The organism is Brevundimonas diminuta (assembly GCF_050310045.1).
GTDB lineage: Bacteria > Pseudomonadota > Alphaproteobacteria > Caulobacterales > Caulobacteraceae > Brevundimonas > Brevundimonas diminuta_F.
The window spans coordinates 1,527,617-1,545,409 of sequence record NZ_CP190005.1 but is presented as its reverse complement, the minus strand read 5'-3'; the positions used below and the strand labels follow the sequence as shown (position 1 = coordinate 1,545,409).

Here is a 17,793-nt window from a genome sequence, read left to right as displayed (position 1 = left end):
TATGTCGGCCGAGCCCGTCGCCACGGCGCCTGCAAAGGGGCCACGTCACGTCGCCCTGATCATGGACGGCAACGGCCGCTGGGCGCAGCGCCGGGGCCTTCCGCGCGCCGTGGGCCACCGCGAGGGCGTTCAGGCCCTGCGCCGCACCATCAAGGCGGCGCCGGAACTGGGCGTCCAGTGTCTGACGGTGTTCGGCTTCTCGACCGAGAACTGGAGCCGCCCGGCCGATGAAGTGTCGGACCTGATGGGTCTGGTTCGCGCCTTTGTCGGCAGCGACCTGAAACGTCTGGCCGCGGCCGGGGTGCGGGTTAAGGTCTTGGGACGCCGCAAGGGGTTGCCGGACGACATCGCCGCCATCGTCGACCGGGGTGAGGCCGAGACGGCGCATAATGACAAATTCCTGCTTCAGGTCGCCTTCAACTATGGCGGGCGGGCGGATCTGGTCGATGCAGCGCAGCGACTGGTCGATCGCGCCCGAATGGGCGAGGATGTGGTCGTGGACGAAGAGGCGTTGGGCGCTGGACTGTCAACGGCCGGGGCGCCGCCGGTTGATCTGATCGTGCGCACGTCGGGCGAGCAGCGCCTGTCCAACTTCCTGCTATGGGAAGCGGCCTACGCCGAGATGGTGTTCCAGGATATTCTGTGGCCCGACTACGGCGCCGAGGCGCTGGCCGAGGCGATCGCCTGTTTCGGCGCGCGTGAGCGACGCTATGGCGGGCGCGAAGCGATGACAGTGGCTTACGGCGAGGCGACAGGTTGATATGGCGTTGAAGCCCCGCGACATCGCTCTGCGCGCCGCATCGGCGCTGGTGCTGGCGCCGGCGGCCGTGCTGGCGACCTGGGCGGGCGGAGACTGGTTCTGCGCCCTGGTGGTGCTGGGCGCCGTGCTATTGGCCTTTGAGTGGGCGCGGATGTGCGCGCCGCGTCTGTGGCGCTCTGTCGGAACCGGCGTGGCGCTGGCGCTGGTGGTGGCGGTCATCGCGGCCCACGTCGGTCAGATTTCACTGGCGCTGGTGCTGATGGTGTTCGGCGCGCTGGCGGCGGGTCTGTTCGCGCGGACGCGCGGTGAGTCGATGCTGGATACGGCCTATGGGGTGCTTTACCTCGGCTGGCCCTGCATCCTGCTGATCTGGCTGCGTGACCTGAACGAGGTGCAGGGGCTGTACTGGACGGTCATGGTGTTCGCCGTGGCGTGGTCGGCGGATATTCTGGCCTATCTCGTCGGCAGTCTGGTCGGCGGACCCAAGCTGTGGCCGCGGTTTTCGCCGAACAAGACCTGGTCCGGCTTCATCGGCGGACTGACCGCCGGGATGATCGCGGGCGCGGGCATGGCCGCATGGCTGGAGATGGGCCGACTGAACATCTTCTGGGGCGGCGTGCTGGGCCTGACGGCGGCGCTGGCCACCATGGGCGGCGATCTGTGGGAATCGGCGCTGAAGCGACGGTTCGGGGTCAAGGATGCGGGCAACTTGATTCCTGGTCATGGCGGCCTGCTGGATCGCGTCGACGGGCTGATGTTCGCCGTGGTCGTAGTGTCGGCCGGGCGTCTGATCGTCCTGATGCTGGAGCGGACGGTATGATCGCGCGTCGAGTCACCATTCTGGGCTCGACCGGGTCGGTCGGCTCATCGACGCTGGACCTGATGGAGCAGGCCCAGACCGCAGGCTCGGCGACGTTTGAGGTCGAGGCCCTGACGGGCGGCGCCAATATCGCCCGTCTGGCCGCACAGGCGCGGCGCTGGCGCCCGCGCATCGTTGTGACGGCCGATCCGGCGCGACTGGATGAACTGCGCGATGCGCTGGCTGGAACCGGGGTCGAGGCGGCGGCGGGGCCGGACGCCATCGTCGAGGCGGCCGTGCGACCTGCCGACTGGATCATGGCCTCTATCGTCGGGGCGGCGGGTCTGCGCTCGGCCTGGGCGGCCGCGGGAACCGGAGCGACGCTGGCGCTGGCCAATAAGGAAAGTCTTGTCTGCTGCGGCCCGGCGCTGATCGAGCGGGTGCGTCAGGCGGGCGGGCGGTTGATCCCCGTCGATTCCGAACATTCGGCGATCTTTCAGGTGTTTCCGGCCGATGCGCCTGAGCAGGTGTCAAAGCTGGTGCTGACCGCCTCGGGCGGGCCGTTCCGCACCCTGCCGCGCACGGCCATGACGCGCATCACCCCTGAACAGGCCGTGGCCCACCCCAACTGGAGCATGGGCGCCAAGATCTCGGTCGACAGCGCCACCATGGCCAACAAGGGGCTGGAACTGATCGAGGCCGCCTATCTGTTCGACATGCCGGAAGACCGGGTCGACGTGGTCGTCCACCCGGAATCGATCATCCACAGCCTTGTGGAATATGTGGATGGTTCGACGCTGGCCCAGATGGGGCCGCCGGATATGAGGACGCCGATCGCCTGCGCCCTGTCGTGGCCGGACCGCATCGTCTGGCCCGCGCCCCGGCTTGATCTGGCGGCGCTGGGCCGGTTGACCTTTGAAGCGCCGGACCATGATCGTTTTCCAGCCCTGCGTCTGGCGCGCGAGGCGCTGGCGGCGGGCGGCGCCGCGCCGATCGTTTTCAACGCGGCGAACGAAATGGCGGCTCTGGCTTTTCTTGACCGGCGGCTGGGCTTTCTCAATATTGCCGCAGTCGTCGCCGACACCCTTGAGAAGGCGACGGGCGCGGGCGTGTCTTGCGGTTCCGACGATGCCTGCGACGCGGCCCTTGCGGTCGATGCGGAGGCGCGAAGGATCGCGAGCAACGTCATCGCCTCGCTGACCATCGCTGCCTGAGGGCGCAGGAGACATTGACCGGTATGCTAGGCGCTTTCGGCCAGGTCCTGATGTATGTCGTGCCGTTCCTACTCGTCCTCACGGTCGTGGTGACGGTGCATGAGTTGGGACATTTCCTGACAGCGCGCGCCTTCGGCGTGAAGATGGACCGTTTCTCCATCGGCTTCGGCCGCGCGATTTTCCAGCGGGTCGACCGGCGGGGCGTCGAGTGGCGCCTGGGCTGGCTGCCGCTGGGCGGCTATGTGAAGTTTTCCGGCGATCTGGACGCCACGGGCGTGCCGGACCGCGCGGGCCTTGAGGCCATGCGCAAGGCGGTGACCGCAGAGCATGGGCCAGGCGCCGAGCGCGACTATCTGTATTTCAAGCCCTTGTGGCAGCGGGCTCTGGTCGTGGCGGGCGGGCCGATCGCCAACTTCATTCTGGCCATCTTCATCTTCACCCTGCTGTTCAGCCTGGTAGGCGTCGAACTGCGTCCTGCCCGGGTGATGCAGGTCCAGCCCGGATCACCGGCCGCTGCCGCCGGTTTCCAGCAGGGCGACCTGATCACTCACGTCAACGGCAAGCTGATTTCCGATGGCGGCGAAGTGACCCGCGTGGTCGCCCTGAGCAGCGGCGATCCGGTGCGCTTCACCGTCGAACGCGGCGAGCAGCAGGTGCAGTTGACGGCCACGCCTGAACGCCGCGTCGAGACGGACCGTATCGCCGGGCGCGTCAGCGTCGGCCGCATCGGGCTGGGGCTGGGGTCGAACCGCAATGAAATCCGCCATGTCCGCTATGGCCCGATCGCGGCGGTGGGGCAGGGCGTGCGTGAAACCGGCGCCATCCTGAACACGACCTTCACTTACATTGGGCGCATCTTCAGCGGCCGCGAATCCGGCGATCAGTTCAGCGGCCCGCTGGGCATCGCCAAGGCTTCGGGCGCCCTGACCAACGCCGCCGTGGAAGCGAATCCGGAGCCCTGGGCCATTGTCCGCAATCTGTTGCTGACGTTGACCAGCTTCGCCGCCATACTTTCGGTCGGAATCGGTTTTCTTAATCTCATGCCCATTCCGGTTCTGGATGGAGGGCACCTGCTGTTCTACGCTTATGAAGCCGTGGCGCGTCAACCGATGGCGGCCAGGGTTCAGGAAGCCGGATACCGGGTCGGTCTTGCTTTGCTGGCGAGTTTGATGTTGTTCGCGACCTGGAACGATCTGCAGAAGCTCAATCTCTTCAAATTCCTCGGCGGGCTCGTCTCGTGAGCCGACGCCAGCCCCCGATGGTTTCCCGCATGAATCAAAACGACAGTCGCCACATGAATCAGACATCCGGCCGCATTTTTGGGGTCAGCGCCCTGGCCCTGGCCTTCGCCGCCGGTCTGGCTCAACCCGCATTGGCGCAGCAGGCGCCTGCCGCTGCGGCTCCGGCTGACGCGGCTGCGGCGCAGACGCCTCAGGTCCAGATGGCGGCGCCGGAAGCCGAGCGCGCGGTCGTCAACCGCATCGTGGTGCGGGGCAACCAGCGGATCGACCAGACGACGGTCCTGTCCTATCTGCCGATCCAGCCGGGCGACACCATCGACGCCGTGACCATCGACGTGGCGGTGCGGACCCTGTCGCGCACGGCTCTGTTCGCCGACGTCCAGATCGGCCTTCAGGCCAACGGCGACCTGATCGTCGAGATCGCCGAGAACCCGATCATCAATCAGGTGACGTTCGAGGGTAACAAGGCCCTGGCGATCAAGAAGCTGACGGATGAAGTCACCATCAAGCCGCGCGGCATCTACACCCGCGCACGGGTTCAGGAAGACGTCGGCAAAATCGTTGAACTGTATCGTCTGTCGGGCCGCATTTCGGCGACGGTGACGCCCAAGCTGGTCCAGCTGGAGCAGAACCGCGTCGACGTGGTGTTCGAGATCGACGAAGGCCCGGAAACGGGCATCGCCGCCATCACCTTCCTGGGCAATACGGCGTTTTCCGACAGCGACCTGCGTCAGGTCATGGTCACCAAGCAGTCGGCCTGGTGGCGTCTGTTCAGTTCGAACGACAACTACGATCCGAACCGGCTGGATTACGACCGCGAGCAACTGCGGAAGTTCTACACCAACCGCGGCTATTATGATTTCCGCATCCTGTCGTCGGTGGCTGAACTGAAGCCGGACAACAGCGCCTTCGGCGTGACGGTCACGGTGAACGAAGGCGATCGCTATAACTTCGGCGAGATCAAGGTCGTCACCGAGAATGATCGCCTGAACGCTGATTTCCTGCAGATGCTTCTGCCGATCCGCAAGGGCGACCTGTATGAAAGCGATCGTATTCAGGCGGCGGTCGACACCCTGACGTTCGCGGCTGGTTCGGCTGGTTACGCCTTCGTCGAGATCAACCCGACCTATCGCGCCGATCCCGAGACCGACACGGTCAACGTCACCTTCAATGTGCGTGAAGGTCAGCGTGTCTACATCGACCGCATCAACGTCGTGGGCAACACCCGCACGCTGGACACCGTCATCCGCCGCGAACTGATGGTGGGCGAGGGCGACGCCTTCAACCGCTCGCTGGTCGAGCGGTCGCGCAACAACCTGCGCGCGCTGGGCTTCTTCAAGGACGTCAAGATTGAAGAGACGCGCGGCAGCGCGCCGGACCGTTCGGTCGTCAACGTCACCGTGGAAGAACAGCCCACCGGCGAACTGTCGGTCGGCGCGGGCTTCAGCTCGGTCGACTCCTTTGTGCTGAACCTGGGCATCACCGAGCGGAACTTCCGTGGTCGGGGCCAGAACGTGGTGGCGCGCGCCGAATGGGGCTCGCTGCGTCAGCAGATCGACTTCCGTTTCACCGAGCCCAAGTTCCTGGGGCGTGACGTGCGGGCGGGATTCGACCTGTTCCACATGCGTTATGATCTAAGCAAATACTCGTCCTACGACTATCGCTCGACCGGCGGCGGGGTGCGCATCACCTATCCGCTGAACGGCTATGCCTCGTTCAGCACCCGCTACTTCCTGAAGAGCGACGAAGTCGTCATTCCGTTCGGCTACTGCGGCGCCGTGGGCGCGGGCTCATCGGCGCTGTGCGACCAGGCAGGCTCCTACATCAACTCATCGGCGGGCTATACGCTGATGGTGAACCGCCTCAACGACCCGGTGCGGCCGACGCGCGGCTGGACCACCTCCCTGCGTCAGGACTTCGCTGGCATCGGCGGCGACGTGAACTACATCAAGACCGAGGCGGACGCCTCCTGGTACTATGGCATCCGTCCGAACTGGGTGGTCAGCCTCCAGGGCCAGACTGGCTATGTCAGCGGCTGGAACGGCGACCCGATCCGCATCAACGACCGCTTCTTCAAGGGCGGCAACACCTTCCGCGGCTTCGAGACGGCCGGTATGGGCGCGCGTGACCTGACCACGACCGACGCCCTGGGCGGCAACTTCTACGCCATCGGCACGGTTGAGCTGACGGTGCCGAACTATCTGCCTGACGAATACGGCATCAAGACCTCGCTGTTCGCCGACTTCGGCACGATCGGCAAACTGGATGACCGCTATCTGATTGATGCGACGACAGGGCAGCGGAATCCGAATATCGTCGACAAACTGTCTCTGCGTGCGGCCGCTGGCGTCAGCATCCACTGGCGTTCGCCGATGGGGCCGATCCGTTTCGACCTGTCGAAGGTCCTGTCCAAGGAAGACTACGACAAGACCGAGACCTTCCGCTTCTCGACTTCTACCCAATTCTAACCGCGGCCTGACCGCCGCCACCAAGGCTCAGATTATGAAACTCATTGCTATCGGCGCCTTCGCCCTCGCTTCGCTGACCGCTTCGGCTGCTCTGGCCCAAACGCAGGGTCCGTCCAACCCCGGTCCCGCCATTCCCGGCGTCTGCGTCTATTTCAACCAGCGCGTTCTGGCCCAATCGACCGCTGGTCAGGCCGTCCAGACCCGCATGGAGCAACTGGCGCAGGAAGTTCAGGGCGAGCTTCAGCCCTACGCCACCGCCATCCAGACCGAGGCCCAGGCCCTGCAACAAGGCGCCTCGACCATCCCGGCCGATCAGATGAACCAGCGCCGTCAGGCCCTGCAACAGCGCATCCAGGAAGCCCAGCAACTGGAAGGCACGCGCGACAACGAACTGCGCTACACCCTGGCTGAACAGCGCCGCAAGATCTCCGAGGCCATCGAGCCCCTGCTGGTCGCCGTCTATCAGGAAAAGGGCTGCGGCATCATGATCGACCGCGAAAGCGTCTTCATCATGAACCCGTCGATGGACGTGACGGACACCGTCATCCAGCGCCTGAACGCCCAGCTGCCGACCCTGAGCTTCAACCGCATGCCGGTTCCGGCCCAGCCGCAATCCTAAGGCGGGCCATGCCCGATCCGAGGTTTTTCGAGACCCTGTCGCCCCTCACGGTCGCCGCCCTCGCCGAGCACATCGGCGGGGAGGTGCTACGGGGCGGCGAGGTCGTCATCTCGGCCGTTGCGCCCCTGTCCAGTGCGGACCGGGGCGCGATTGCGTTTCTGGGCGACCGCAAGTTCGCCGCAGCGCTGGCTGAAACGAAGGCGGGATGCGTGATCGTGCCGCCGTCGGCGGTGGACGCGGCGCCGGCCGACGCCGCCGTCATCGTGTCGGGTGAGGCGCAGGCCGCCTGGGCGCGAGCCTCGGCGCTGCTGCACCGGCCGATCCGTCTGGATCGCACCATCAGCGCCGCCGAAGCCGCCGAGGACGACACCGTGGTGGTCGAGCCGGGCGCCATTCTGGGTGAGGGCGTACGCATCGGACGCGGCAGCCGCATTGGCGCCAACACCGTCATCGGGCCGGGCGTCCAGATCGGCCGCGACTGCCTGATAAGCCCCGGCGTCACCGTCGGCTTCGCCCTGCTGGGTGACCGGGTGAAGCTTCTGGCGGGCGCGCGGATCGGCGAGGCGGGCTTCGGCGCTGCTGGGTCCAAGGCCGGGCCGGTGGACATTCCGCAACTGGGCCGCGTCATCCTGCAGGACGGGGTGACGATCGGCGCGAACTCCTGCATCGACCGTGGCGCCTATGACGATACCGTCATCGGTGAGAACACCAAGATCGATAATCTGGTCATGATCGGCCACAACTGCGTCATCGGCCGAAACAATCTGATGGCGGCGCACACCGGCATCTCGGGTTCGGTCACCAGCGGCGACAACTGCATCTTCGGCGGTCGGGCGGGCGTGGGCGACCACATCACCATCGGCGAAGGCGCGCGCGTGGCGGCCGGCGGCGGCGTCCTGGCCGACATTCCGGCGGGCGAGACCTGGTCCGGCTATCCCGCCAAGCCCATCCGCCAGTTCTTGCGCGAGACGGTGTGGCTGTCCAAAGAGGCGTCCCGGAAGAAGGGCGCAAAGGAATCGAAAGAATGAGCGAAGACAACACCATCGACTACGCAGAGGTGATGCGTCGCCTGCCGCACCGCTATCCCTTCCTGCTGGTCGACAAGGCGCAGGACTTCGTGGCGGCGACCTCGATCGTCGGCATCAAGAACGTCACCCACAACGAGCCCTTTTTCCCCGGTCACTTCCCGATCGACCCGGTCATGCCGGGCGTGCTGATCGTCGAGGCCATGGCCCAGACGGGCGCCCTGCTGATGTCCAAGTCGCTGGACGTGGCGGTGGCCGACAAGGTCATCATGTTCATGTCGATCGACGGCGTGCGTTTCCGCAAGCCCGCCCGTCCGGGCGATCAGCTGCGCATGGAGGTCAAGGTGATCAAGGCGCGCGGCGACGCCTATAAGTTCCGCGGCGAGACCTTCATCGACGGCAAGCTGGCCGCCGAGGCCGAGTTCATGGCCATGGTCGTGACCGTGGCGGAGCCTGCCCAGTGACCATCCACCCGACCGCCGTTGTGGACGCCTCGGCGACCTTGGCGGACGGGGTCGAGATCGGCCCGTTCTGCACCGTGGGGCCGGGCGTAACGCTGGCCTCCGGCGTGCGTCTGGTCAGCCATGTGGTGGTCCAGCAGGATGTGAGCGTCGGCGCGAACACGACGATCCACCCCTTCGCCGTCATCGGCGGCGACCCGCAGCACGGCGGCTACAAGGGCGAGCCGGTCCGGCTGGAGATCGGCGAGAACAACCTGATCCGCGAGCACTGCACCTTCAACCGGGGCACGCCGCAGGGATCGGGCGTCACCCGCGTCGGCTCGAACAACCTGTTCATGACCGGCGCCCACGTCGGTCACGACTGCGTGGTCGGCGACAGTGTCACCATGGCCAACAACGCCACCCTGGGCGGACATGTTCATGTCGGCGACAGGGTGTTTCTGGGCGGCCTGTGCGCCATCCACCAGAACGGCCGGGTGGGGCAGGGCGCCATCGTCGGCGGTCTGGCGGCCGTGACGCGCGACGTCATTCCCTACGGCTCGGTCTGGGGCAATCACGCCAGCCTGCATGGCCTCAACCTGATCGGGCTGAAGCGCAAGGGCTACGGCAAGGACGCGGTGCGCCGCCTGCTGGCCGCCTATCGCGACCTGTTCGAGGGGCAGGGCGTCTTCGCCGAGCGTCTGGATCGGGTCGAGCAGGCCTATGCCGACCTGCCCGAAATCATGGAGATCACGTCCTTCATCCGCGACGGCGGCAAGCGCCCGCTGTGCCTGCCGGGCGCGGAATGATCGAGGCCCCCAAGCTGGCCCTGATCGCGGGTTCGGGCGACCTGCCCATCCGCGTCGCCCAGCGCTGCGAGGTCGAGGGGCGCGAGGTGTTCATCATTCGCCTGAAAGGCTTCGCCGACGCCCACCTGCACCGCTGGTCGGGACAGGACTTCGGCATGGCCGAGATCGGCAAGATCGTGAAGGCCATGCGCGGCGAAGGCTGCCGCGCGGTCTGTCTGGCGGGCTACGTCAACCGACCGGATTTCAAGACGTTGAAGCCCGATCTGAAGGGCGCGTCCCTGTTGCCCGGCATCATTGCGGCGGCGTCAAAGGGCGACGACGCCCTGCTGCGCAAGATTCTGTCGGTTTTCGAGGATGAAGGCTTTGCCGTCGAGGGGGCGGACGACATTCTGGGCGGCGAGACGCTGGCGGCGGGCGCGCTGGGCCGCGTGGCCCCGACGGCGGAGCAGCTTTCAGACCTGAAGAAGGCGCTGCACGTCGCTGAAAAATCAGGCGAACTGGATATCGGTCAGGGCGCGGTCGTCTGCGACGGGCTGGTGCTGGCGGTCGAGGCTCAGGAAGGCACGGACGAGATGCTGCGGCGCGTGGCGCACCTGCCCGCCGACCTGCGCGGCTCGCCCGGCTTTGCGCGCGGGGCTCTGGGCAAGGCGCCCAAGCCGATTCAGGATCTGCGCGTCGACATGCCCGTTATCGGACCTACGACGGTCGAACTGGCTGCCGCTGCGGGCCTGGCCGGGATCGGCGGGTTCGAGGGGCGGCTGATCGTCATCGACCACGAAGGTCTGGTCGAGGCGGCTGACCGTCTGGGCCTGTTCGTCTGGGGAGAGCCGCGATGAGCCGTCCGTTGAAGGTCATGCTGGTGGCGGCCGAGGCGTCGGGCGATGCGCTGGGCGCCGGCCTGGCGCGGGCGTTGAAGGCGCGGCTGGGCGAGGACGTGGTCTTCGTCGGCGTGGGCGGCCCCAAGATGGCGGCCGAGGGCGTCGTCAGCCCCTTCGACATCGCCGAACTGTCGATTCTGGGCTGGATCGAGGGCCTGAAGGCCTATGGCCGGGTCAAGAAGCGCGTGGCCGAGACGGCGGCGCTGGCGGCGGCGGAAAAGCCGGACGCCGTGGTGCTGATCGACAGCTGGGGCTTCACCATCCGCGTGGCTCAGGCGATCCGGGCGGCCTCGCCGAAGACGCCGCTGATCAAATACGTCGGGCCGCAGGTCTGGGCCTCGCGTCCGGGCCGGGCCAAGACGTTGGCCGGGGTGGTGGATCACCTGCTGGCCCTCTATGCGCTGGATGCGCCGTGGTTCGAGAAGGCGGGCCTGCCGACGACCGTCGTCGGCTCGCAGGCGCTGCACGTTGATATGGCGGGGGCTGACGGCGCCCGCTTTCGCGCGGCGCGAGGCGTTGCGGCGGACGCGCCGCTGCTGCTGGTCCTGCCGGGCAGCCGCCCCAGCGAGATCACGCGCATGACGCCCGTCTATGAGCAGGCGGTGAAACAATTGAAGGCGAAGATTCCGGGGCTGGAGGTCGCCGTCGTCGCGGCGGGCACTGTCGCCGCCGATGTGGCGGGCCGCGTCGCCGCCTGGCCGTTCCGCGCCCATGTCGTGCAGGAGGCTGACAAGTACGACGCCATGAAGGCCGCCAACGCGGCCCTGGCGACCAGCGGCACGGTTTCGACCGAGCTGGCGCTGGCGGGCGCGCCGATGGTCATCGTCTATAAGATCGACGGGCTGAGCTACGTCCTGATGAAGCGGCTGGTGACGGCCAAACACATCACCCTGTTCAACATCGCCGCCGACGAGTCCATCGCGCCGGAGTTCATCCAGCATGAGGCGACGCCGCAGGCGCTTGCAAAGGCGGTCGCGCGGTTGCTGACCGATCCCGAGGCGGCGGCCGATCAGGCGCGCCGTCAGACCGAGGCGCTGGATCTGATGGGACGTGGCGGGCCGGACCCGTCAGAACTGGCGGCGGACGCCGTGCTGCGGGTGATCGCGGCGAAGGCGGGGTAGGTGCCCCTACTTCCGCTCATCCCGGCGGAGGCCGGGACCCAGTAAGAACCACGCGCGCAATTTTTAGTGAACCGAGCTTGGGACGGCCACGGTTGCGTACTTAGCCAAAGCACTGGGTCCCGGCCTCCGCCGGGATGAGCGGGTTAGAAGGACTTAGGCTAGCAAAGCCCGCGTCGCGGCTTCCACGTTCGCCTGACGCATCAGGCTTTCGCCGACTAGCAGGGCGCGGGCGCCAACCTTGGCGACACGCGCCACGTCGTCTGGCGTGAACAGGCCGCTTTCGGCGACCAGCAACGCGCCTTTCGGGCTGAGCGCGGCCAGTTGCTCGGTCGTGGCCAGATCCACCTCGAAGGTCCGCAGCGAGCGATTGTTGACGCCGATCAGGGCGTCGTCGCGGCCCTCGACCAGCTTGGCGGCGCGCGCCATCTCGTTCGCGTCGTGCGTCTCGATCAGGGCGTCCATGCCCCAGCGGGTCGCCTCGGCCAGCAGGTCGGCGGCCAGGGCGTCGTCAACCATGTCCATGATGATCAGGATGCAGTCGGCGCCTAGCGCCCGGCTTTCGACGACTTGCCACGGATCGACCAGGAAGTCCTTGCGCAGGCAGGGCAGGGCGACGGCCGTGCGCGCGGCGGTCAGATAGGCGTCGTCGCCCTGAAAGCTGGGGCCGTCGGTCAGCACGGACAGGCAGGACGCGCCGCCTCGCTCATAGGCCTGCGCCAGAACGGGCGGGTCGAAGTCGGCGCGGATCAGGCCCTTCGACGGGCTGGCCTTCTTGATCTCGGCGATCAGGGCCGGGCGGCCGGTCTCGGCGAAACGGCTGGCCAGGGCGGCGCGGAAGCCTCGCGGGGGCGAGGCCTCGCGGGCGCGCGCTTCGATGGCGTCCTGCGATACGGCGGCCTTGCGGGCGGCGACATCCTCGCGCTTGTAGGCGGCGATACGGTCCAGAACGTCGCTCATCAGGCGTCCTCGTCTTCGATCGGCGCGTGGGAGACGCGCACCAGTTCAGCCAGGGCGGCGGCGGCGCGACCGTCGTCGATGACGGCGGCGGCCAGTTCGGCGCCCGATTTCAGGTCTTCGGCCCGCCCGGCCACCACCAGGGCGGCGGCGGCGTTCAGCAGGACGATGTCGCGGTAGGGCCCGCGCTCGCCCGCCAGCAGGGCGGTCAGGGCCGCCGCATTATGTTCGGCGTCGCCGCCGCGCAGGTCCTCCAGCGTGGCCAGCGGCAGTCCGGCGTCAGCGGGCGTGACGGTGAAGCGGCGCACGGCGCCGTCCTTCCATTCCGCCACATCGGTCGGGCCTGTGGTGGTCAGCTCGTCCAGACCCTGACCGTTGACGGTCCAGGCGCGCCGGGCGCCCAGTCGGCCCAGAACCTCGGCCAGAGGCTCCAGCAGGGCGGGGTCATAGACGCCCATGACCTGATGTGTCGCGCCCGCCGGATTGCACAGCGGTCCCAGCAGGTTGAACACGGTGCGGAAGCCGATCTCGCCGCGCACCGGCCCGACGTGGCGCATGGCCCCGTGGTAGGTCGGCGCGAACAGGAAGGCGATGCCCGCCTGATCCAGCGCCCGCGCCTGCTGGGCGGGTGTGGCGTCCAGATTGACTCCCAGCGCGGCCAGAACGTCGGACGAGCCGGACTTGGAGCTGATGGCGCGGTTGCCGTGCTTGGCGACCTTCAGGCCTGCGCCCGCCAGAACGAAGGAGGCCGCCGTCGAGACGTTGTAGGTGTGCTGGCCGTCGCCGCCGGTGCCGCAGGTGTCGATCACCTGATCGAACGGGTGCTCCAACGACAGGGCGGCTTCGCGCATGGCGCTGGCGAAGGCGACGATCTCGTCCACCGTCTCGCCTCGGATACGCAGGGCGGTGACGGCGGCGGCGACCTGTGACGGGGTCGGCTCGCCGCGCAGGCAGGCGGCGAAGAAGCTCTTGGCCTCGTCCAGGGTCAGCACCTGTCCGTCGACCAGTCTGGCCAGCAGGGGCTTGATGCTGTCCATCACACGCTCGCCAGTCGTTTGACGCCCGCCAGATCGAGGAAGTTGGCGATCATCTCGTGGCCGTGCTGGGTGGCGATGGATTCCGGATGGAACTGGACGCCGTGGATCGGCCGCGTGCGGTGCGACAGGCCCATGATCTCGCCGTCCTCGGTCCAGGCGGTGACCTCCAGCACGTCGGGCAGGGTCTCGCGGCGCACGGCCAGCGAATGATAGCGCGTCGCCGTAAACGGCGAGGGCAGACCGCCGAAGACGCCGCGCCCTTCATGCAGGATGGGCGAGGTCTTGCCGTGCATCAGGGTCTTGGCGCGCACCACCTCGCCGCCGAAGGCCTGGCCGATCGACTGGTGGCCCAGGCAGACGCCCAGGATGGGCATGGTCTCGGCGGCCGTCTCGATCAGCGACAGACAGATGCCCGCCTGATCGGGGGCGCAGGGGCCGGGGGACAGCAGGACGGCCTCGGGCTTCAGCGCCCAGGCCTCTTCGACGGTCAGGTCGTCGTTGCGGACGACGTGCGTCTGGGCGCCCAGCTCCGCGAGGTAGTGGACGAGGTTGTAGGTGAAGCTGTCGTAGTTATCGACGACGAGGATCATGGCGAAGGCTTCTTGAAGACGGGGGAGGCAAGGCGGCCCCAAACATGGAAGACAGTCGGGCCGATTGAAAGCGGACGTTAAGCTGTCCGGGCGATAGAGGGGCATCGCCATCGGAAGAAATCCGTCTTGACCCCTGTAGAATGCATCCGTGACGCCCGCGCCCTGTTGAACGAGGCGCCCAGCGAACAACCCAGACCGCTGCGCCTGCTGGCGGCGGCCGCCTTCGCCGCGACGACGGCGATGCTATTGGCCGGGACCATGGTCGTGGGCCCCGGCGTAGTGTTTGACCAGGCTGCCACGGTTTCCAATCCCTAGCCGTCGGAACCCTGGCCGCGCGTGGTCGCGGTGAAACGCCACGCCTCGGCAGCGGCTTTCATCGGCGCGCGGGCCTTGGCCAGTGTTTCAGCATATTCGGCCGCCGGGTCGCTGTCGGCGACGACGCCCGCGCCTGCCTGAACGAAGATCTGGTCCTTGGCGAACATGGCGGTGCGCAGGACGATGCAGATGTCCGCCTCGCCATTGGCCGAGATGTAGCCGACGCCGCCGCCGTAACCGACGCCGCGCTTTTCGCTCTCAAGCTCGTCGATGACCTCCATCGCCCGCACCTTGGGCGCGCCCGACAGGGTGCCGGCGGGCAGGGCGGCCAGCAGGGTGTCCACCGCGTCCAGCTTCGGATCGGCGTCGCCGTTGACGTTGGAGACGATGTGCATGACCTGGCTGTAGCGCTCGACCACGAAGCTTTCCGTGACCTCGACCGAGCCGGGTTTGGAGACGCGGCCCACGTCGTTGCGGCCCAGGTCCAGCAGCATCAGATGCTCGGCCCGTTCCTTGGGGTCAGCCAGAAGTTCGACTTCCAGCGCCTTGTCCTGCTCGGGCGTGGCGCCGCGCGGGCGGGTGCCCGCCAGCGGGCGGATGGTGACGCGCCCGTCCTTCAGCCGCACCAGGATTTCGGGGCTGGAGCCCGCCAACTGGAAATCCACATAGTCGAGGAAGAACAGATAGGGCGACGGGTTTCCGCGACGCAGCGACCGGTAGAAGGCGAACGGATCCTGGCTCCACGGCGCCGAGAAGCGGTGCGCCAGCACGACCTGGAAGATGTCGCCGGCGGCGATGTAGTCCTTGGCGCGCGCCACCATGTGGCCGAAGGCGGCCTCGTCCACGTCGGAGTGGAAGTCGGGCGCCGGGACGGGCTCGATCTCGCGCTGGATGGGCAGGGGGCCGCGCAGGCGATCCTCGAAGTCCTCCAGCCGCGCCTCGGCGGCGACGTGGGCTTTGGCCGGGTCGATGCCGGAGTCGGGATAGGCGGCGGAGATCAGGACGATCTCGTGCTTCACCGAATCGAAGATGGCGACCAGCGCCGGGCGCGCCATGACGGCGTCGGACAGGTCCAGCGGGTCCGCATTGGGGGCGCCCAGCGGCTCCAGCAGGCGCACCATGTCATAGCCGAACACGCCGAACAGACCAGCGGCCATCGGCGGCAGATCGGCGGGCAGCTCGAACTTCGTCGCTGCGATCAGGGCGCGCAGGGATTCCAGCGCGGGGCGGTCTTCGGGCGTGAAGGTTTCCGACAGGACATCAGCGCCGCGCGCGATCTCGGCCTTGCCGTCCCGGCAGCGCCAGACCACGTCGGGCGACAGGGTGACGAAGGAATAGCGGCCGTTGACGGCGCCGCCTTCGACCGACTCGAACAGGCTGGCGTAGCGCCGTCCGTGCCCGACCTTCAGAAAGGCCGAGACGGGGGTTTCAAGGTCATCGACCAGGCGGCGGACCAGAACCTGGGGGCGGCCCGCCGTCAGGCCGGCGATGAAGGCGTCGCGTTCTTGCAGCATTACTTCTTGGCGGGAGCGGCCGGAGCCGCCGCCGGGGCGGCGGCGGGGGCCTCGACGCCCAGAGCCTGAAGGGCCAGGGCGGGATCGTTACGCGACTTGGTGCGCGAAGCGGCGGCGGTCAGGGTGCGGTCGGCCAGCGTATTGGCCAGTTCCTCGGTCAGACGCGGGCGGGCCTGTTCGGCCAGCGGCGCAGCCAGAGCCGGGTCCGCGGCGTGGATGGCGTCCACGCGACCGACGACGAAGGCGTTCTGGGACTGGGCGTCCGAGAAGACCTGCCCCTTGCCCTGACCGAACAGGCCGCGCAGCACGCCGTCGCCGACCTGGGCCTGAGCCTCGCGGCTCTGTTGCACGCCGGTGCGGACGATCAGTTGGGCGCCGACATCAGAGGCGACCTTGGCGATGTCCTCGCCGCCGCGCACGCGACCGGCCAGTTCCTCGGCCTTGGCCGACAGGCGGCGGGCGTTTTCGCGCATGGTCCATTGCATGCCCAGCGGGGCGCGCACTTCGTCCAGCGTCGGCAGGGCCGAGGCGCGAATGTCGTCCAGACGGACGGCGAAATACTGGCCTTCACCGGCGTCGATCACGTCGCTCTCGCCGCCCTTGGACAGGGCGTAGGCGCTTTCCAGAACCTGACGCGGGGCGTTCATCGGCTGGCCGTCCGGCAGTTGGCCCTGTTCGGTGAAGGGCGGCAGCTGGATGATGCGGGCCTTGGCGGCGGCGGCGGCGTCGGCCAGGTTCTTGCCTTCCTGACGCGCCTTTTCATATTGCTCGACCTTGGCGTAGGTCGCGGCCTTGACGGCCTCGGCCTGCAGTTCCTGAACCAGAGCCGGGCGGGCGCTTTCCAGCGTCACGTTCTGACCGGCCTGAATGGCGGCCAGCTTGGCGACGGTGAAGCCCAGACGGCCCTGAACGGGCGCCGAGACCTGATCGACGGTCATGCCGAAGACGGCGGCGCCGACGGCCGGGTCGCCCACGGCGGCCTGCGGCGTGGCGGCGTATTCGCCCAGCTGGATGTTGTTGGCCTTGGCGACCTCAGCGGGGCTCTTTCCGGCGCGCAGGTCGGCGGCGATCTTGTCGGCGGCGGCCTTGGTCGGGACGGTCAGGGTGACGAAGGTGCGCTTCTCGGGCTCGACCAGCGAGGCCTTGCGGAACTCGAACCGCTCCTTGATCTGCTCTTCGGTTACGGGCGGCAGGGCATCGCCGGCGCCCGGCGTGAACAGGACCAGCGAGATCATGCGGAACTCGGGGCTGCGCAGGCGGGCCTCGTTTTCCTTCATGAAGGCGGTCAGCTGGGCGTCGGTCGGAGCGCCTGCGCTGCCGGCCATGGCCTGAGTGACCTGGAACCAGCGGCCGTCGCGCGTTTCCAGCGCCTGACCCGCCAGCAGGGCGGCATAGGCGCGCGGCGCCTGCAGACCGGCGAACACGGCGGAACCGACGTGCGAGGTGACATACTGGTCGCGCAGGTCCTGCTCGAGCATTTCCGAGGTCAGGTTCTGCTGGGCCAGGGCCTGGGCGTAGAGGTCTTTGTCGAACTGGCCGGTGATCTGGTTGAAGAAGGCCGGAATCTTGCGGATTTCCGCCAGCACCAGCTCCTTGCCGGGGCGGATGCCGCTCTTCCAGGCCCACGACAGGAAGCCCAGACGCTGGGTCTGGCTGTCGAGATACTGCTGGTGCAGGTTTTCCTTGACCATGTCGTCATAGCTGACGGGACGACCGGCCTGTTCCTGCAGATTGGCGCGAACGCGCTCGAAGTCGGTGCGGAACTGGTTGGAATCGACGCTGCGGTCCCCGGCGCTGATGATGTGGCGCGGCCCCAGATTGGCGAAGATGTCGGATTGCGCCCCGACAATCAGGAAGCTGAGGATGATCAGGGCGAAAAGGCCTGCGGCCCATTTCGACTTGGCGAAGTTTCGGAAGTACGTGATCATCGAAAAGAACCTGACGAGGGCCGGCGTCGAAAGGGCGCCAAGGGTCGCGTATAGGGGGTGCGGGGCCGCCGCCGCAAGTGA

The 17,793-nt window shown here is 67.6% G+C and carries 17 protein-coding genes; 12 read left to right on the top strand and 5 right to left on the bottom strand.

Annotated features, from left to right (window positions below):
• Position 1: 1 nt before the first annotated feature.
• Genes uppS through lpxB form a run of 11 tightly spaced genes read left to right on the top strand, consistent with a single transcriptional unit; the run spans position 2 to position 11,374 of the window.
• Positions 2 to 760: a polyprenyl diphosphate synthase gene (uppS, locus tag ACORJG_RS07510; protein WP_427792814.1), complete on the top strand. Its 759-nt coding sequence runs from the start codon at positions 2 to 4 to the stop codon at positions 758 to 760.
• A 1-nt stretch (position 761) separates the two neighbouring features.
• Positions 762 to 1,580, top strand: a complete 819-nt coding sequence (locus tag ACORJG_RS07505) for a phosphatidate cytidylyltransferase (protein WP_427792813.1) — start codon at positions 762 to 764, stop codon at positions 1,578 to 1,580.
• A complete protein-coding gene (gene dxr, locus ACORJG_RS07500; RefSeq protein ID WP_427792811.1) occupies positions 1,577 to 2,773 on the top strand; it encodes a 1-deoxy-D-xylulose-5-phosphate reductoisomerase in 1,197 nt (398 codons plus the stop codon). Before ACORJG_RS07505 ends, dxr begins: the two co-directional genes overlap by 4 nt.
• Before the next feature lie 23 nt (positions 2,774 to 2,796).
• Positions 2,797 to 4,014 (top strand): M50 family metallopeptidase, encoded by a 1,218-nt coding sequence (locus ACORJG_RS07495; RefSeq protein ID WP_427792994.1) that lies wholly within the window; start codon positions 2,797 to 2,799, stop codon positions 4,012 to 4,014.
• A gap of 53 nt (positions 4,015 to 4,067) precedes the next feature.
• Positions 4,068 to 6,482 (top strand): outer membrane protein assembly factor BamA, encoded by a 2,415-nt coding sequence (gene bamA / locus ACORJG_RS07490; protein WP_427792809.1) that lies wholly within the window; start codon positions 4,068 to 4,070, stop codon positions 6,480 to 6,482.
• 34 nt (positions 6,483 to 6,516) lie between these two features.
• Positions 6,517 to 7,101, top strand: a complete 585-nt coding sequence (locus ACORJG_RS07485; RefSeq protein WP_427792807.1) for an OmpH family outer membrane protein — start codon at positions 6,517 to 6,519, stop codon at positions 7,099 to 7,101.
• 8 nt (positions 7,102 to 7,109) lie between these two features.
• Positions 7,110 to 8,129: a UDP-3-O-(3-hydroxymyristoyl)glucosamine N-acyltransferase gene (lpxD, locus tag ACORJG_RS07480; protein ID WP_427792805.1), complete on the top strand. Its 1,020-nt coding sequence runs from the start codon at positions 7,110 to 7,112 to the stop codon at positions 8,127 to 8,129.
• Complete coding sequence (gene fabZ / locus ACORJG_RS07475; RefSeq protein ID WP_003166913.1) at positions 8,126 to 8,590, top strand: 3-hydroxyacyl-ACP dehydratase FabZ; 465 nt, start codon at positions 8,126 to 8,128, stop codon at positions 8,588 to 8,590. Before lpxD ends, fabZ begins: the two co-directional genes overlap by 4 nt.
• The gene (lpxA, locus tag ACORJG_RS07470) at positions 8,587 to 9,375 is read left to right on the top strand and encodes an acyl-ACP--UDP-N-acetylglucosamine O-acyltransferase (protein ID WP_427792803.1); all 789 of its coding nucleotides are present in this window, start codon (positions 8,587 to 8,589) and stop codon (positions 9,373 to 9,375) included. Before fabZ ends, lpxA begins: the two co-directional genes overlap by 4 nt.
• Positions 9,372 to 10,211 (top strand): UDP-2,3-diacylglucosamine diphosphatase, encoded by an 840-nt coding sequence (lpxI, locus tag ACORJG_RS07465; RefSeq protein ID WP_427792801.1) that lies wholly within the window; start codon positions 9,372 to 9,374, stop codon positions 10,209 to 10,211. Before lpxA ends, lpxI begins: the two co-directional genes overlap by 4 nt.
• Positions 10,208 to 11,374, top strand: coding sequence for a lipid-A-disaccharide synthase (lpxB, locus tag ACORJG_RS07460; RefSeq protein ID WP_427792799.1), 1,167 nt, complete (start codon positions 10,208 to 10,210; stop codon positions 11,372 to 11,374). The genes lpxI and lpxB overlap by 4 nt, the downstream gene beginning before the upstream one ends.
• Positions 11,375 to 11,527: 153 nt before the next feature.
• Here the strand turns inward: lpxB and trpC are convergent, their stop codons facing one another.
• Genes trpC through ACORJG_RS07445 form a run of 3 tightly spaced genes read right to left on the bottom strand, consistent with a single transcriptional unit; the run spans position 11,528 to position 13,955 of the window.
• Entirely contained in the window at positions 11,528 to 12,331 is an 804-nt protein-coding gene (trpC, locus tag ACORJG_RS07455; protein WP_427792797.1) for an indole-3-glycerol phosphate synthase TrpC, read from the bottom strand.
• Entirely contained in the window at positions 12,331 to 13,368 is a 1,038-nt protein-coding gene (gene trpD / locus ACORJG_RS07450) for an anthranilate phosphoribosyltransferase (RefSeq protein ID WP_427792796.1), read from the bottom strand. Before trpD ends, trpC begins: the two co-directional genes overlap by 1 nt.
• On the bottom strand, positions 13,365 to 13,955 hold the full coding sequence (locus ACORJG_RS07445) for an anthranilate synthase component II (RefSeq protein ID WP_427792794.1): 591 nt from the start codon (positions 13,953 to 13,955) through the stop codon (positions 13,365 to 13,367). Before ACORJG_RS07445 ends, trpD begins: the two co-directional genes overlap by 4 nt.
• A gap of 126 nt (positions 13,956 to 14,081) precedes the next feature.
• Here ACORJG_RS07445 and ACORJG_RS07440 point away from each other — a divergent pair, with 126 nt between their 5' ends.
• The gene (locus tag ACORJG_RS07440; RefSeq protein WP_427792793.1) at positions 14,082 to 14,270 is read left to right on the top strand and encodes a hypothetical protein; all 189 of its coding nucleotides are present in this window, start codon (positions 14,082 to 14,084) and stop codon (positions 14,268 to 14,270) included.
• On the opposite strand, the gene trpE is transcribed toward ACORJG_RS07440, so the two are convergent.
• Together trpE and ACORJG_RS07430 are read right to left on the bottom strand one after the other, a co-directional pair.
• The gene (trpE, locus tag ACORJG_RS07435; RefSeq protein ID WP_427792791.1) at positions 14,267 to 15,784 is read right to left on the bottom strand and encodes an anthranilate synthase component I; all 1,518 of its coding nucleotides are present in this window, start codon (positions 15,782 to 15,784) and stop codon (positions 14,267 to 14,269) included. The genes ACORJG_RS07440 and trpE overlap by 4 nt on opposite strands.
• The gene (locus tag ACORJG_RS07430; protein ID WP_427792789.1) at positions 15,784 to 17,712 is read right to left on the bottom strand and encodes a SurA N-terminal domain-containing protein; all 1,929 of its coding nucleotides are present in this window, start codon (positions 17,710 to 17,712) and stop codon (positions 15,784 to 15,786) included. Before ACORJG_RS07430 ends, trpE begins: the two co-directional genes overlap by 1 nt.
• Positions 17,713 to 17,793 lie beyond the last annotated feature (81 nt).

Bases quoted from the DNA above. Each gene is read 5' to 3' on its own strand.
- uppS (WP_427792814.1), top strand. From the start codon at position 2: ATGTCGGCCGAGCCCGTCGCCACGGCGCCTGCAAAGGGGCCACGTCAC.
- ACORJG_RS07505 (WP_427792813.1), top strand. From the start codon at position 762: ATGGCGTTGAAGCCCCGCGACATCGCTCTGCGCGCCGCATCGGCGCTG.
- dxr (WP_427792811.1), top strand. From the start codon at position 1,577: ATGATCGCGCGTCGAGTCACCATTCTGGGCTCGACCGGGTCGGTCGGC.
- ACORJG_RS07495 (WP_427792994.1), top strand. From the start codon at position 2,797: ATGCTAGGCGCTTTCGGCCAGGTCCTGATGTATGTCGTGCCGTTCCTA.
- bamA (WP_427792809.1), top strand. From the start codon at position 4,068: ATGAATCAGACATCCGGCCGCATTTTTGGGGTCAGCGCCCTGGCCCTG.
- ACORJG_RS07485 (WP_427792807.1), top strand. From the start codon at position 6,517: ATGAAACTCATTGCTATCGGCGCCTTCGCCCTCGCTTCGCTGACCGCT.
- lpxD (WP_427792805.1), top strand. From the start codon at position 7,110: ATGCCCGATCCGAGGTTTTTCGAGACCCTGTCGCCCCTCACGGTCGCC.
- fabZ (WP_003166913.1), top strand. From the start codon at position 8,126: ATGAGCGAAGACAACACCATCGACTACGCAGAGGTGATGCGTCGCCTG.
- lpxI (WP_427792801.1), top strand. From the start codon at position 9,372: ATGATCGAGGCCCCCAAGCTGGCCCTGATCGCGGGTTCGGGCGACCTG.
- lpxB (WP_427792799.1), top strand. From the start codon at position 10,208: ATGAGCCGTCCGTTGAAGGTCATGCTGGTGGCGGCCGAGGCGTCGGGC.
- trpC (WP_427792797.1), bottom strand. From the start codon at position 12,331: ATGAGCGACGTTCTGGACCGTATCGCCGCCTACAAGCGCGAGGATGTC.
- ACORJG_RS07445 (WP_427792794.1), bottom strand. From the start codon at position 13,955: ATGATCCTCGTCGTCGATAACTACGACAGCTTCACCTACAACCTCGTC.
- trpE (WP_427792791.1), bottom strand. From the start codon at position 15,784: ATGCTGCAAGAACGCGACGCCTTCATCGCCGGCCTGACGGCGGGCCGC.
- ACORJG_RS07430 (WP_427792789.1), bottom strand. From the start codon at position 17,712: ATGATCACGTACTTCCGAAACTTCGCCAAGTCGAAATGGGCCGCAGGC.